Origin of the sequence: Isobaculum melis (assembly GCF_900111355.1) — a bacterium.
Taxonomy (GTDB): domain Bacteria; phylum Bacillota; class Bacilli; order Lactobacillales; family Carnobacteriaceae; genus Isobaculum; species Isobaculum melis.
Window position 1 is genome coordinate 228,479 of the sequence record NZ_FOHA01000002.1, and the last position, 15,324, is coordinate 243,802.

The 15,324-nt window shown below is 32.7% G+C and carries 13 protein-coding genes; 3 read left to right on the plus strand and 10 right to left on the minus strand.

All coding sequences use genetic code 11. The features are described from left to right. Positions 1-21: 21 nt before the first annotated feature. Positions 22-1,095, minus strand: coding sequence for a glycosyltransferase (locus tag BMW29_RS02830; RefSeq protein WP_092650096.1), 1,074 nt, complete (start codon positions 1,093-1,095; stop codon positions 22-24). A gap of 283 nt (positions 1,096-1,378) precedes the next feature. Between BMW29_RS02830 and BMW29_RS02835 the strand changes: the two genes are divergently transcribed. The 3 genes from BMW29_RS02835 to BMW29_RS02845 all read left to right on the plus strand — a co-directional run bounded on the left by BMW29_RS02835 (position 1,379) and on the right by BMW29_RS02845 (position 5,085). Further along, a complete protein-coding gene (locus tag BMW29_RS02835) occupies positions 1,379-2,770 on the plus strand; it encodes an O-antigen ligase family protein (RefSeq protein ID WP_092650098.1) in 1,392 nt (463 codons plus the stop codon). A gap of 68 nt (positions 2,771-2,838) precedes the next feature. Further along, positions 2,839-4,026, plus strand: coding sequence for an oligosaccharide repeat unit polymerase (locus BMW29_RS02840; protein ID WP_092650100.1), 1,188 nt, complete (start codon positions 2,839-2,841; stop codon positions 4,024-4,026). Between the two features lie 15 nt (positions 4,027-4,041). Continuing rightward, a complete protein-coding gene (locus BMW29_RS02845) occupies positions 4,042-5,085 on the plus strand; it encodes a YveK family protein (protein WP_092650102.1) in 1,044 nt (347 codons plus the stop codon). Between the two features lie 125 nt (positions 5,086-5,210). Here BMW29_RS02845 and BMW29_RS02850 read toward each other — a convergent pair whose 3' ends face one another. From BMW29_RS02850 to BMW29_RS02890, 9 genes are all read right to left on the minus strand, one after another. Next, complete coding sequence (locus BMW29_RS02850; protein WP_245706212.1) at positions 5,211-7,814, minus strand: glucosaminidase domain-containing protein; 2,604 nt, start codon at positions 7,812-7,814, stop codon at positions 5,211-5,213. A gap of 68 nt (positions 7,815-7,882) precedes the next feature. Further along, complete coding sequence (gene rfbD / locus BMW29_RS02855; protein WP_092650104.1) at positions 7,883-8,737, minus strand: dTDP-4-dehydrorhamnose reductase; 855 nt, start codon at positions 8,735-8,737, stop codon at positions 7,883-7,885. Positions 8,738-8,742: 5 nt separating this feature from the next. Further along, the gene (locus BMW29_RS02860; RefSeq protein ID WP_092650106.1) at positions 8,743-10,020 is read right to left on the minus strand and encodes a flippase; all 1,278 of its coding nucleotides are present in this window, start codon (positions 10,018-10,020) and stop codon (positions 8,743-8,745) included. Positions 10,021-10,039: 19 nt separating this feature from the next. Continuing rightward, positions 10,040-10,903 carry a glycosyltransferase gene (locus BMW29_RS02865; protein ID WP_245706221.1) on the minus strand — a complete coding sequence of 288 codons (864 nt, stop codon included), beginning with the start codon at positions 10,901-10,903 and terminating at the stop codon, positions 10,040-10,042. A 116-nt stretch (positions 10,904-11,019) separates the two neighbouring features. After that, the gene (rfbB, locus tag BMW29_RS02870; protein ID WP_092650110.1) at positions 11,020-12,009 is read right to left on the minus strand and encodes a dTDP-glucose 4,6-dehydratase; all 990 of its coding nucleotides are present in this window, start codon (positions 12,007-12,009) and stop codon (positions 11,020-11,022) included. A 3-nt stretch (positions 12,010-12,012) separates the two neighbouring features. Then, positions 12,013-12,573 (minus strand): dTDP-4-dehydrorhamnose 3,5-epimerase, encoded by a 561-nt coding sequence (rfbC, locus tag BMW29_RS02875; RefSeq protein ID WP_092650112.1) that lies wholly within the window; start codon positions 12,571-12,573, stop codon positions 12,013-12,015. 18 nt (positions 12,574-12,591) lie between these two features. After that, complete coding sequence (gene rfbA / locus BMW29_RS02880; protein WP_092650114.1) at positions 12,592-13,461, minus strand: glucose-1-phosphate thymidylyltransferase RfbA; 870 nt, start codon at positions 13,459-13,461, stop codon at positions 12,592-12,594. Positions 13,462-13,491: 30 nt separating this feature from the next. Further along, entirely contained in the window at positions 13,492-14,193 is a 702-nt protein-coding gene (locus BMW29_RS02885) for a glycosyltransferase family 2 protein (protein WP_092650116.1), read from the minus strand. Then, the gene (locus BMW29_RS02890) at positions 14,190-15,026 is read right to left on the minus strand and encodes a glycosyltransferase (RefSeq protein ID WP_177165655.1); all 837 of its coding nucleotides are present in this window, start codon (positions 15,024-15,026) and stop codon (positions 14,190-14,192) included. Before BMW29_RS02890 ends, BMW29_RS02885 begins: the two co-directional genes overlap by 4 nt. Positions 15,027-15,324: the final 298 nt, after the last annotated feature.

A 15,324-nucleotide genomic window follows, 5' to 3' on the forward strand; every position in this document is an offset into this window, starting at 1 on the left:
TCCATCTGTCTCCTGACTTCATTACGATTCATGCGTTAAGGTTGCAATAACCTCTTGCCAAGAATCCTCTTCTGATACTTCTACTGTTGTGCCTACCTCTTTTTTAACAATCTCTCCATTGATGCATTTTATCATCAAATCGGCTAATTGCTGATGATTGAATGTATCAAAGAAATAAGCATTTTCATAGTCCTTTAAGACTTCTCTTGCAAAAGGTGTGTCAGCTGCTAAAACAATACTTTCAAAAAGCTTCGCTTCAGCTAAAGGGAGCCCAAAAGTTTCAATATAAGAAGGAAAAACTAAAATAGAATGCTGATAATATTCAAATACTTGCTCTCTTGAAATCAGCCCTAGATATTTCAACTGTGGAATCTTATTTTGATCTAATTGTTGTGACACTTCAAGCGTTGTCACAACTGTGAAATTTTCTTCCCCTTGCTCAACAATAGAACGACTCGCTTCAAATAAAGTCTCATGATTTTTATAAATATATTGGGCTGCTGGGAAAAAGAACTGATTGTTTTGTTTCCCGTCATTTTTAGTAACGCCCAACTCCATTTTAATATTAGGTGGAACAACATGTATCTTCATTTTAGGATTGACTTTTTTTCCAAGTAAGCCTTTAAAGTAATTAGTTTGAACAAAAATCTCAGACACATATTTTAAAGAGTAGCGTGTGAGTCTACCAATAACTTTTTGATAAATCGCCAGCTTTCTTTCATCCTTTTTAAAAAATGAAAAATTCTTTTCTTGTTGAAAAGGTAATAACTGTTGCAGATAAACAATCTGCTTCATATTAAGTTTGCGCAAGCCCATATTTTGTAAGGAAAAATAAAGATCTCCCTGATATGCTTCTACTACTTTATGTCCATAAAAAAAGTCAAAGAAAAATCTTTTCATCCAACTACTCTTAATTTCTGGAAAAGACTCAATTTTAATATTTTCAGTTTCTTCAAAATAGGAATCGGCTAGCATAAAGACCCATTCATGATCAGCACCATATAATCTTACTGCTTCATAAAATTCCTGTAAGATAGAAAATGCGCCACCAGAATCTTTTGATGCTGCAATATCATTTACAATAATTTTTACCACTTATTTATCATCCTATCCCTCATATATTTACCCTGTTTATTATACACCAAAAAGCCTTAAGAATCTTTTAAATCTCAAAGATATCTCGAAAAAAATTGATAATTTAGCTATTTCGCGGTAAAATGAGAACTGTTGCTATAGCTATTTTTTTATTGGTAATGAACCTAAAATTTAAACGCTCTCATTTTGACAGTGCTTAGAAAAAGGACTAAATAGCTAGAAGTACAACTTTTTACTCTAGCATCAATTATAATAGAAATTTCAAGGGAGCTTATGTATATTTATGGAAAAAAATTTAAGAAAAATTGATTTGATCATTTGTTTAATGATTCCTGCTCTAGTCTTATTTTCTCAGGAAACGGTTAATTTTTTAGCAACTTCTTTTGCAACTTCAGGAACTGCTACACTACAAATTATTGAAATCGTTATTGTTGGGATTGCTTTTTATCCAGTCTTTATTCAGCTACTATTTCGTAGAAAGATTATGAATGCTTCATTACTTTCAAAAATTTTCTTTACTTGTATGATGATTTTTGGTCTCTTATTTGTTGGAATGACAGCTTATCGAATTGTCACAGGTAATATGAATACTGGCAGCTTTTACTTAGCACGTGTGGTAATAGAAACAGCTTTAATCATGCTTACACTAGATTACTTCAAAGTAAACCCTTTAAGTATCATCATTGGATTTATTTTAGCCTTACTGACTACTACAGTTGGCCAATATTTCATTATTTTATTTGGAAAAGGCTTTATTCGTGGAAGAGGGCCTATCCTGTCAAATAGTGTTGTATATGTAACCTTTACGCTCATGATTATTCCATTATTGTGGTATTTTATTTTAAATAGCAATATCAAAATAAAAATTGCTTTGATTGGTTTATATCTACTAACTATCCCACCGCTATTACTAGCAGGGTCAAGGTCTGGATTTGTATTGGCCTTATTAATCAGTTTTCTATCCATTCTTTTATTTATTCAAAAAAGAAATGTTAAAGCATTTTTCAGTTATTTCGGTATCTTATTCTTTAGTAGTTTAGTACCTTTTATCATCCTATTATGTCTTGGAAGCTCTCTTCAATTAAATGAAGTCGAGCGATCTGTCTCTATTCCAATTAGTACAATGAATAAAGTACTACCTAGTCAAGCAAAGGTTTCATTTAAAGAAATGATTTCTTTTAGACAATTTAGTGAAACTAGTAAACAATATGTTAAAAAAGATAAAAAAACTGACTATACAATAGAAGTTAGTAATAACCAACGTAAAGATTGGAATCAAATCGCTAAAAATGAGATTTTTGAAAATCTGCAAACCTTTCTATTAGGAACAGGTAAAAATCAGATTGTCACAAAACAACAAAAAGAGCAAAGTCCTCATAATGTTGTCTTACAATATTTATTACCTTTTGGATTGATTGGTACTATTTTTGCTTTTGGTATTCTCTTTAGCCCATTAGTCCTTGTCTTAAAAAAAGGAAAAACGGCGATTGCTTTAATGTTTATGGTTCATGGTGCAGTTCTCATTAATGGCATTGTTCAACCAATTTATGGCTGGTTAGTCATCTGTTTAGCGATTAGTTCTCTATCCTATGCGATTTACTACTTGAATCAAAATGAAAATAAAGGGCGTTATCCTCACTATCAATCTATTATTGGCAATATGTCAAAAGTTTAAATCATACAGCCTTTAATTATGGCTAATCTGTTCATTTATACTCAAATAATCAATGAAAGGAGACCCTAATGAATAAAAAAATTATCTTTAATCCATTCTCATTATTTTTTATCATCATCTTGCTAACAACAGCTGTTTATAGCCTAAGTTGGTCAAGCTTGGCTCCATCGTTTTCAGGAAACTTATGGTGGTTTTTCGGCTTCATCTTGATTAGTTTATTATTCTTTTCAAAATTGTATAACAAAATATTCCCACCAGGAACTTTTGATGATACAAACTTTAAAATGAGCTTAACACCTTGGGCCATTATTGCAACACTATCTATGCTAGCAGAATTTGCATATGAAAAGGCCATCCCAATTATCAACATTCTCATTCTTAAAGATGGATATAATTATTCAGATTTTGAAGGTATTCCTACTTTCCATGTATTTGTCCTTACTTTTGTATCCTTTGTAGGACTACTATTTTGGCAAAAATTTTTAGATACAAAAAAAATCTCGCAGCTTTTTATGTCTATTTTCTTTGTATCCTATCCAATGATGCTCTTTAATCGTGGTGGCTTTATCATGAATGTGATTACCATGTGTTTCCTTTTTATCTATTATAAAAAAACTGTTACAATTGCTTTAAAATATATCATTGGTTTGCTCGTTATTATTGTACTATTCTTTTATGGCTTTGGTATTTTTGGAAATATTCGCTCTGCACCTCCTGAAGAAACTAAAGAAGATGTTACAAGTAGCCTTTTTATTATGGAAACAGGAAAAGCAACATCTGATTTCAAAAAATCTAGTATTCCTAAGCCTTTCTTTTGGGGTTATCTATATGTAGCTACACCATTAGCTAATTTTCAGAACATTGTTCAAGAAACTACGCCAAATTACAATATGACAGCTTTCTTTACGGAAAGCGTACTGCCTGACTTTGTAGGCAAGAGAATTGTAGAAGCTAAAGATATCAAAATACCTGAAGATGAGCTTGTTTCTCCAGTATTTAATGTCTCTACTTTTTTCTCATCTGCTTATAAAACATTAGGTTATACAGGTATATTTTTAATTTACTTCTATTTTGTTGGTTTTGTCTTTTTCTACTCTTATTTAATGAAAAAGATGCATACAACAACTATTATTGCCCTTTCAATTATTTGTACGATTACAGTATTCAATCTATTCAGTAATATGATGATATTCTCTGGATTTAGCTTCCAATTAATCTACCCTATCATGTTCTGGATGTATAAAAAAATAACATAAGAATGGAATGAGAAGATGACTTTTAAAATTGAAATGAAGAATTTAATGAACTTTTTTGCAAGACGTAAATGGATTTTACTCTTAACAACTGTTATCACAGCAATTGTTTTTGCTGGTGTGATGCATTTTTCATCAACTACGAAAGATGAGCCCACTAATACAGAAGAAAAAGCAAAGGTCGATCAATATTACTCTTACTTTACTTTTATCGCTGAGAATCCTATCAATGGAAACAATATGATGAGCATCAGCACAATGAAGTCTGCACTTACAACTGAACGTAACCTAAAAGAATTAAATGAAGCTGGCTTTACACTTGATCAAAAGGATTTAAACTATACAATGAATCTTTTTACAAATGGTGAGTCAGGAGAAACCATTTATTTAATTATTAGAAATACTTCTGAAGAAAATGTCAAAACCGCGATTAATTATTACTATAACTTATTAGTGAATAAAAATAGTGAGTATTTTAGTCAAAAAAATATGTATTACTTATCTCAACCTAGTGATCCATCTTTAGAATTGCCTGTTAAAGCTTACTATACTTCTACAGATAACAATTTATTTGAGGCAGCGACTGCTTCTAAAAAACCTATTGTCAAGAAAGACAGTCAACTAACAACAAATATCTTATATGGGATTGGCATCGGATTAATTCTTGGCTTTATTCTTGCTTTTGTCAGAGACACTACTGATAAAAAAATCCATGGTACGAGCTATATCTATCCTCTTTTCAAGGATCAACCGATGGAGTTAATTGATTTAACTTTTGAAAATAATCAAGTTAGTTCTAAAAAAATCAATATGCTATTAAATGCTGATTCTGAACGTGATCTGGTTATTTCCGAAACTGAAAGCACCTGGATCAATACGATTAAAGAAACAGCTCAAGCTGATATTGCGATTAAAGAGGTTTCGCCTCTCTCTATTAAGGCAATTGATCAAGTTTATATCTTGGTTCAAAAACATCTTACTACTTCTAAATGGCTTCATGAACAAATTGTTTTATTGTCTGATACAACAATTCCTGTTTCTATTATTTTTGTAGATAAGTAGGTATTTAAAAAGGCTGTTCATTTTCTAGTTATACTAGAAAATGAACAGCCTTTTTTACTTTATAAAAATAAAAAAGCTGATCAAGGATACAATTGCTGTATCCATTGATCAAGCTCAAATAATCATTACTTAACAGACACATTAGTAGCCGGAATCCATGCCATTCCTACGCCTGTATCATAATTTTTTACTAAATAGAATTTTTGACCATCTTTTGTTGTCGCAACTGAAGATAGTTTCACTTTTTTATTTAGGAACTGTGTCCAAGTACTTGGTAACTCATCCATTGATTTATCATAAAGACCATAACGCTTCGTATCTTTAGTGATTACACCTTCTAGATTAACAGAGCTCACGCCAGTAACTGCATAAGATACTGAGACATTCTCTACAGGAATCCATGCCATTCCTGTATTAGTAGTATAGTTAATTAGTAAGTAATATTGATTACCTTTATTCGTTGTAATCATCTGTGTCATTTTTACGCGACTACCAAGCATACTTGTCCATGTGCTATTGATTACATCAATATGAGAGCTTGTCGCACCATAACGAGCAGAATCAGTTTTAATAATACCTTCAAAATTAACAGTTTCTTTCTTTACAATTTCTTCTGGTAATTCTAAAGCATCCGCAGCAATCCAAGCAATTCCAACATTTGTATTGTAATCTTTTACAAGATAATACTCTTTTCCATTTGCTGTTTTAGCAACACTTGATACTTTGACTTGTTTATTTAAATAAGCTGACCAATTGCCTGTTAATACGTCCATATCTTTACCATATAGACCATATTTGTTGCCATTCTTCTTCAATAACGCTACTGTATCAATACTTTTCGTGCTTGTTACACGATCTGAAATCGCTACATTTCCAGCTGGAATCCAAGCAATTCCTGTATTGTTACTATAGTTGCGTAAAAGATAATATTTTTTACCAGTTGCAGTGGTTGCAACACTTGCTATTTTAACTTTTTGATTGACATAGCTTGACCAATTGCTTCCTAAAGGATCCAAACTTGTGTCATATAAGCCATATTTATTCCCAGCAGCTGTAATGACACCGACTTCATTCATTGCTTTAGTCTCTACAACAGTTTCAGTTAAAAGAATATTTTCTGCTGGAATCCATGCCATTCCTACACCCGTTTTATAGTTATTGACCAAATAGAATTGTTTGCCACTGCTACTAGTAGCAATTGTGCTCACTTTGACTTTTTGATTGACAAATGAAGACCAATTACTTCTAATAATATCCATATCTTTACCATATAGACCATATCTATTTGCATTTGTATGAATCATTGCATTAGAATTCACTTTTTCTGTTTTAACGATTGTTTCAGATAAAGAAACATTCTCAGCAGGAATCCAAGCCATTCCTACACCTGTCTTATAGTTGACTGCTAAATAATATTTCTTTCCATTAGCAGTTGTAGCAGCTTGTGTTAATTTAACTTTTTGGTATTGGAGCGTTGACCAATTACTCTGCAACGGATCTATATACTTCCCATTTGTCATACCAAATCGACTACTATTTTTTGTAATAATCGCATTAGCATTTAGTTTTTCTGTCTTAGTAACCGTTTGAGAAATGGTTAAATACTTACCTTCTATCCAACAATAACCTACATTATTGACAAGTACTAAATAGTAAACTTGTCCTGTGGTGGTTGTTGCTTTACGACCTAATGTCACACGATAATTATAAGGCGCTACTTTGCTGACAACACTTCCATTTACTTTAGTCAGCAGCCCACCATTAGCAGACATATGAAAAATTTCAGCGTTTGGTGAAATCTTTGCGCCAAAATCTGTTGCCACATTACTTTGAACAGCATGATTAATCGTGCCATTATCATATTGTGTCAAATTATAGGTTGCAATAATGCTATTTAATGTATTGGCATAAACTGGTGAAGTCGCATATCTTCCTTGTAACCATTGTGTCGCATCTCTATAACTAGTTGTATTTTCAATCCATGTTCCATTATAAAAGGCAGGTGCACCATTAATCCCATAACGAAGTAATTGTGCATTATCCTCTAAAGATTCTAAATAAGATGGGTATTTTCTAAAAGCAGCATAAACATCGATATATTGCCCATTTTCCCACTCTTTTGTCCAGAAATAAGAAGATTGTCCATTATAAGAACCTTTGATACCAAATAGGTTATTATGCGGTGCAAGAGATAACTTACTTCCACCCCAGAAGCTTTCTACGATTGCTTGCGCAATCATAACGGATGCATATAAGTTATATTTTTTAGCATTTTGTTGTGCATGTCCTGCAATTTTATTAATAAATTGTTGCTGTGAACTCACACTTCTAAACATCAGATTTGGTTGATTTTGTAAAGAATCAATCACTAATTGTAAATTTGCTTCTTGATCATAAGTATTTTCTGCTGTTTTTTCTGGCTCAATCTTGACAGGTGGTCCACCAATTGGTGCCTGATTTTCTTCTTGAAGGGGAGTTGTTGCCTCTTCCTCTACAGGGAAATCGGGTACGACAGTTGTTTCTGTCTCTTCTTCTGTGACCTCTTCTTTGATGTCAGTTGATGGAACCTCATTTTGAATAACAGCATCTTTATCTAATTTGTCTATGTTCTCAGTTGTTTCAGCTAACACTTGATGTGTTAATAAACTACTAGCTAGCGGACTAATAACCGTTGCAGCTATGATTGTTTTAAGTGTCAAATTCTTGAATAAATTATTTTTTTTAGCCATTTCATCTCTCCTTTTTTAGGCAATAACCTTATTTTATTACATAGTTTAAAGAAACTCAACCTTAAATTTTAAGATTTTTTAATGATTCCCTGTTTAAATTGTGCTAAAGCCTCTTGCCAATTGATTATTTTATACCCAGTTTTTTTTGCTTTTTCTAAATTCATTACTGAGTATTGTGGGCGTTTAGCTTTTTGAGGAAAATCTGAAGATTCAATTGCTTTTACTTCGACATTTTTATCCTGTAAAATTTCTTTAGCAAATTCATACCATGAACAACTTTCATCATTTGAAAAATGATAAATACCATATGCACTCTTTTGATCCCACAGGTAAACAATAAATTCTGCTAAGCTTCTTGTCCAAGTTGGTCGACCAAACTGATCTGCTACCACACTAATAACTGGCATTGTTTCTGCCAAGCGCAACATGGTGTAGACAAAGTTTCCACCAAATTCACCAAAGACCCAAGAAGTTCTGACAATATAATGCTGACTGCAATATTTAGCGACAGCCAGTTCACCTTCATATTTTGCACGGCCATATTCATTTTGAGGATTTGCTTGATTGTCTTCTAAATATTCTGATTGATTGGTGCCATCAAAAACATAATCTGTACTAATATAAATTAAAGTAGCGCCTACTTTTTCAGCAGCTTTGGCAACATTCTCAGTACCAACTACATTCACTTGATAATTGGCTTCTTTCCCCTCATCCTCTGCTTTATCTACTGCGGTATAAGCTGCACAGTGAAAAATAACTGTTGGTTGTAATGCCATGACTTTCTGATTGACCATTTGTGCATCTGTAATATCCATTTCTTTAGAATCAGTTCCTACAAAAGCAAGACCTTTTTCATTGAGTAATTGACTTAATTCTTTTCCTAATTGACCATTTGCACCTGTAATCATAATTTTTGCTGACATGATTTTCACTCCTCTATTTTAATCGTTCCTTTTGGTATATTAATTTCTTTCTTTCTTAATAGGACATACATGCTAATCATAATGCCCAATTCAATCATCGTTAGATTAAGTGCTGCGCCTTTGTCCTGTAAAAAGTAAATTAAGACAGGCATTGTGACCAAGCTAATCATGCTAGCAAAAAAGTAAATTTTGGATAAGAAACGTTGATAGCCAAAATTAATCATTGTTAAGACACCAAAGACATTGGTCCAGCCACGAATAAGTGGTAAAAAGGACATGATTTGAATCAGTATGATGGAATCATTGTATTTTTCACCAAAAACAATTGGGAAGATCCAGCCTGAAAAGAACAGCAATACCACACAACCTGCACCAATGACAATCGTAATGCCTATCCATATTTTTCTAGTAAGCTTAATTACCTGTATTTTAGACTCGTTCATTAAACGACTCACATGAGGATAAACAGCTTGGATAATTGGTGAAATCACACTTGAGCAAGCAGTAATAATCTTATCTGCACCGGTATAATAAGCGGTAATGGTGTTATTTGTAAAAGCACCTAGCAAGAGCGTATTTCCGATTGTATAAATACTTGAAGCAATATTAGAAACAAAGATATCCCAGCCTTCTCTCATTTGTCCTCGTATTTGTTTAAAACTTGGTCGAACAAAGCGAACTTTATATTTAAAGATAGCAATTCCTAGTGCAATACAGCCAGCTATAATATAGCCTAATGAATTTAAAATAGCGACTAAATAGATATCTCCTTTAGCTTTTACAAACATAAAAATACCAATTGTAAAAAATATTTTTGATAAAGCATTTAATAAGGCTGAAACTTTCATTTCTTCAATCCCCTGAAAAAACCAAGTTGGAAAAAGGACACTCCCAACAACCATGCCAAAGGTTAGAATATTTAACAAAATATTTTTTCTGAAATTTGGAACAATCAGAGAAATAAGGACTAATATAACAAAGGATACTACTAATAATAAGACTTTAGCTGACATCACAGATGAAAAAATTTCAGAGACTCTTTTTTTATCTTCTCTTTGTTTTGAAATATCTCGTGTAGCGGTTAAATTAAATCCATAATCTGTAAATAAAATAAAATATTGCGTCATCGCTTGTGCCACACCATAAGCCCCATATGAATTCAAATCTAGTACTCTCATCAAATAAGGCAGTGTCACAACAGGCAAAATGTAGTTGAGCACTTGAATACTTGCTAAAGAGAAAAAGTTCCCTACTATTTTATTATTTTTCAACGTTTTTACCATCGCTTTTAATCACCTGTCTTTATTTATCATAAGGATAAGGTCCCATTTTATTAAAAAGACCATCTTTTATCCCACGACATACATTTTGTATTTTCTTTAATTTATTCTTTTCAAATAGTACAATTTTAATGAATTCAACCCATGAATTAATCCAATCAGTCCGAATCCATCTTTTTTGACCCTTCCAATAGGCCTTATACATCGCGATTCTGTTTCTTGTAATAAAATAGCGTCTTATCGCATTATGGTTGGTTGTAACCATGGTTTTTCCTAAGAAACGATGACTGGTTACTTCTCCTAATGTGTGGAGCAGCAAGCTGTCAAAGGACTGAATCAACACTAAGTTTTCTTTTTTTAGATGAAAACAAAATTCATGATCAACACAGTCAATAAAATAATCTTCTCTAAAGCGAATCCCTTTACTGGTAATCAGCGGAACGTTTAATAAATTGCCAGAGGTCATAGCTGTCTCGATTGCTGTATAGCCCGTTTGTTTGGTTTGAGAGAGGTCATAGGTCATCCCCTCATCTGGATGTTGATAAGTTGGGCTCACTAAAGCAGGCGCTACCCCCATTTCTTTTTCATAGGCTTCAAAGGTATGCACCATCTGTTGAATATAATTTTCTGTGACGCGACTATCTTGGTCAAATGTAAATAAACCATCATAACCAAGGGCTAAGGCTTTCTCTAATCCTAGATTTAAAGGTTGGGCAATGCCTTTGTTCCCACCATTATCAACTACTTCAATCTGCTTTTCTGTAAAGGATACTGTTTGCTGATTTGGAGTATTATCTACTACTAAAACAAAAGGCAGCTGTTGACTTAATAACTTGATATTTTCATAGACATTTGCATCTGGTTCATAGGTTACGACTACAGCCATTACTTTCACTTATTCTATCTCCTTCGACCTTAAATTCATGTTATTATTGTATCACATCTTTTTACACAAAAAATAGTTGGTAAAGAATATTAAAAAATTCTTACCAACTATTTTACTTATTTGTTTAACGCTGCACGCTCTTGTAATGGTCTCCACCAAGCTTCATTATTTTGATACCATTCAATTGTCTCAACAATCCCTGTATCAAAGGTATACTTAGGTTTCCATCCTAACTCATCTTCTAATTTAGTTGGATCAATCGCATAGCGTTTATCATGTCCTAAACGATCTTCAACATATTTGATTAAATCGCGAGATAAGCCTAATTTTTCAATAATGATATCAACGATTTGATTATTGGTACGCTCATTGTGTCCACCAACATTATACACTTCTCCACTACGCCCTTTGTGTAACACTAAGTCAATTGCTTGGCAATGATCCTGTACATGTAGCCAGTCACGAATATTTAGGCCATCACCATAAATTGGTAACTCTTTACCATCCATTCCATTGGTAATCATTAATGGAATTAATTTTTCTGGAAAATGATAAGGACCATAGTTATTTGAACAACGTGTAATGTTTACATTCATACCATATGTTTCATGGTAGGCACGAACTAATAAATCAGCACCTGTTTTACTTGATGAATAGGGACTATTTGGTGCTAAAGGTGTTTCTTCAGTAAAGTATCCCTCTGCGCCTAATGAACCATAAACTTCATCTGTTGAAACTTGTAGATATTTTTCAATATTCATTTCTTTTGCAACATCTAATAAAGCTAATGTTCCTTGAATATTTGTTTCAACAAAGATTTCAGGGTGTAAAATACTTCTATCTACATGTGATTCAGCTGCAAAGTTAACAAAAGCATCAATGTGATGTTCTTTAACTAAATGTCTCACCAATTCACGATTGGTAATATTTCCTTGGACAAAAATATGATTTGGATTATCTTTCACATCATCTAAATTGTGGATATTTCCTGCATAAGTTAATAAATCTAAGTTGATAATTTTATAATCTGGGTGGTTTTCCAACATATAATGTACGAAATTACTTCCGATAAAACCTGCGCCACCAGTTACTAAAATATTCTTCATTGTTTATTTTTCCTCCCAAACAAAATTGTTCTCTGCATCTTTTAATTGTGGATGCTTTGTATCTTTTTCAGACATAATTGGATTGTTCATTGGCCAAACAATCCCAATATCTGGATCATCAAAGGCAATCCCTCTATCATGCTCTGGCGAGTATAATTCATCTACTTTATATTGGACATTCACATTGCCAGTAATGGTACAGAAGCCATGAGCAAAGCCCTTTGGTACAAGTAGTTGACGATGATTATATTCACTTAAAATATAACCTTCCCATTGGCCATAAGTTGGAGAACCTTTTCTCATATCTACCAACACATCATAAATTGCGCCAGTTGTTACACGAACTAATTTTGTTTGTGCTTTTGGATTTAATTGATAGTGCATACCACGAATAACACCTGGCTCAACAGATAATGAATGATTGTCTTGAATAAATTCATTGGTAATACCTGCCGCAACAAATTTATCTTTTGTATAACTTTCTGTAAAGAAACCACGATGATCTCCATGTACTGGTGTTTCAATAATTTTTACATCTTGCAATAATGTATCTAGTACTTTCATTTTCGAAAAACCTCTTTCTTAGCTATTATTTGCCAGTCTCAACAAGTATTGTCCATAACCATTTTTCTTCAATGGTTCAGCCAATGCTAATAATTGCTCTTTTGTGATATACCCCATTCGATATGAAATTTCTTCTAAGCATGCCACTTTTAAATTTTGACGTTTTTCAATGGTTTCAATAAACGTTGAAGCTTCAAGTAAGGACTCATGTGTGCCTGTATCCAACCAAGCAAAGCCTCTTCCCATCAATTCGACATCTAGTATGCCACGTTCTAAATAGGCTTTATTCACATCTGTAATTTCTAATTCACCACGTTCAGAAGGCTGAATATTTTTAGCAATCTCTACTACTTGATTGTCATAGAAATATAACCCTGTCACAGCATAATTGCTTTTTGGTGTTTCAGGCTTCTCTTCAATTGAAACAGCGCGCATTTCTTGATCAAATTCTACAACACCAAATCTTTCTGGATCATTGACATGATAACCAAAAACAGTCGCACCACTGTCTTTATTTGCTGCTCTTTGTAACATTTGTGATAAACCATCACCATGATAAATGTTATCTCCTAGAATCAAGCAAACAGAGTCATCTCCAATAAACTCTTCACCTAAAATAAAAGCTTGTGCCAGGCCATCAGGACTCTCCTGAACTTTATACTCAATATTTAAGCCTAATTCATGACCATTACCGAATAATTGTTCAAATCTTGGTGTGTCAGTAGGTGTTGAGATAAGCAAAATATCTTTAATCCCTGCTAACATCAAGGTTGACATTGGATAATAAATCATTGGTTTATCATAAATCGGCATTAATTGTTTTGATACTGCTTTTGTTAATGGGTATAGACGTGTGCCGCTTCCGCCTGCTAAAATTATTCCTTTCATTCGCTAATCATCCTCTTTATTTTTTATTTTTTATTTTTTATATTTTATAATGGCTTTGATTGTTCCAATTCGTCCGTTGATTTTTTCACTGATGCTTCTTTTTCTAGTTCCTGTTACATTACCACCATGTCTTACATACTGCATTAATGGTTCATCTAATGCAACAATATGGCGTTGATTCATCATTCCAGCTAAAGCAATCCACTGATCATGCATTTCAACTGAATCTGGAATAGGTAGAAATTCTTCAATCAAATCTGCTCTAAATGCCATCATAGCGCCTGTAAACGCATTTTTCAATACATTTTTTAGAATTGTTTGTGGAAATTTATTGCGATTTTCATGGTTCCAAGAATGATTCAGTACTTGAAAATCACCATCTACAACAATGCCATCATGAATCACAATATCTGCACCTTGATTAAAAGCAGCCATTACCTTTTCAACTTTGTCAGCTAACCAGACATCATCTTGATCGCTTAAAAAGACATAATCTCCTTTGACAAAGCTTAAGGCACGTTCAAAGCTTTTAATCACGCCCATATTTTTTTCATTTGGATAAATCTCAATTCTATCTCCAAATTTTTGTTTTAAAATAGAGACTGTATCATCCGTGGAGCAATCATCTATCACAATCACTTGATCTGTTATCTCTAACTGAGAAAGAATAGACTCTAACTGTCTCACAATAAAGGAGGCGCCATTATAAGCAGAGAGACATACTGAAATCATACATTATTACCTCGCAGTCTAAAAAACTTTTTATAACTATATAAAGCAATTTTTTTATTTCCTACAAGAAGGAGCTGTTTGCACGCACGTAAAAATAGGTGCTTCTTATATTGCGGATATAAATCTTTTTGGAAATGCTGATAAAAATAAACTTCAGCATCTAAAATACTTTGATATCTTGAAAGACTCACATTTTTATAATTCATCACTGACAAATCATGTTGTAAGTGCGCATTCATTACATAAATTGATTCATTTAGCTCCGCTAATTGATGAAACAACCAATGATCTAAATAATCAAGTTTAAAATTTGGATTAAAACCACCGATTTTTTCCATAAATGCCATAGAAAGCAGTGTCCCAGAGTTGATACTCATAATCTTTTGGTTTGTTAAGCCTGTTATCGTAACATCCTCTTCTAAGTGACGTAAGTTTTTGGCAAAAACTGGTGAAATCTGCTGTTCGCCAAAAAACACTTTTGGCACAATAGCTGAAGCCTTCTTTTCAGTTTTGGAAAGTAGTAATAACTCTTGAAGATAGGCTTCTGTTAATTGAGTATCTTGATCTAATAGAAGTAACCATGAGCTTTGATTTTTTTTCCCTATTGAAAAAGCCTCATTATAGGCTACTGCAATTCCTGGATTTTTAGGATTGTGAAAATAAGTGATTTTTTCATTCGCTTTATTTATTTTTTCAAGACTATTGTCATAAACAAGCAATTCATAATCAATCTGTAAACTTTCAAATAAATATTCATATGAAAGCAAAGATTGATACGTCTCAGATTCTTCTAGTAATCGTTGGTAGAGGACAAGTACAATTGTTAGTTTCATCAAAATTAACCTTTCTAGTGTTATCTTTTTTATCATTTAATGAGGATAGGCTATCGCCGCTTTTTCTAGATAGATCCAACCCTCAGTTTTAGTTATTCTTTTCATTTCATCAATGTCTTGCTAGTAAGATGTTTTTTCTTTCATTAACAGCTCATACTTTGACATTATTTTTATCATATAGCTGCTATTGGGTACTCTTAGCAATACTCATGTATTCTTGTTCATTGACTATCATATCGCTTCAATAATACATTATATCATTAATTTTATTGTTATGACATATTTTTTAATAGTTTAA

Excerpts from the sequence above, each read along its gene's own strand:
- BMW29_RS02835 (WP_092650098.1), top strand. The coding sequence starts at position 1,379 with ATGGAAAAAAATTTAAGAAAAATTGATTTGATCATTTGTTTAATGATT.
- BMW29_RS02840 (WP_092650100.1), top strand. The coding sequence starts at position 2,839 with ATGAATAAAAAAATTATCTTTAATCCATTCTCATTATTTTTTATCATC.
- BMW29_RS02845 (WP_092650102.1), top strand. The coding sequence starts at position 4,042 with ATGACTTTTAAAATTGAAATGAAGAATTTAATGAACTTTTTTGCAAGA.
- BMW29_RS02850 (WP_245706212.1), bottom strand. The coding sequence starts at position 7,814 with ATGGCTAAAAAAAATAATTTATTCAAGAATTTGACACTTAAAACAATC.
- rfbD (WP_092650104.1), bottom strand. The coding sequence starts at position 8,737 with ATGTCAGCAAAAATTATGATTACAGGTGCAAATGGTCAATTAGGAAAA.
- BMW29_RS02860 (WP_092650106.1), bottom strand. The coding sequence starts at position 10,020 with ATGGTAAAAACGTTGAAAAATAATAAAATAGTAGGGAACTTTTTCTCT.
- BMW29_RS02865 (WP_245706221.1), bottom strand. The coding sequence starts at position 10,903 with ATGGCTGTAGTCGTAACCTATGAACCAGATGCAAATGTCTATGAAAAT.
- rfbB (WP_092650110.1), bottom strand. The coding sequence starts at position 12,009 with ATGAAGAATATTTTAGTAACTGGTGGCGCAGGTTTTATCGGAAGTAAT.
- rfbC (WP_092650112.1), bottom strand. The coding sequence starts at position 12,573 with ATGAAAGTACTAGATACATTATTGCAAGATGTAAAAATTATTGAAACA.
- rfbA (WP_092650114.1), bottom strand. The coding sequence starts at position 13,461 with ATGAAAGGAATAATTTTAGCAGGCGGAAGCGGCACACGTCTATACCCA.
- BMW29_RS02885 (WP_092650116.1), bottom strand. The coding sequence starts at position 14,193 with ATGATTTCAGTATGTCTCTCTGCTTATAATGGCGCCTCCTTTATTGTG.
- BMW29_RS02890 (WP_177165655.1), bottom strand. The coding sequence starts at position 15,026 with ATGAAACTAACAATTGTACTTGTCCTCTACCAACGATTACTAGAAGAA.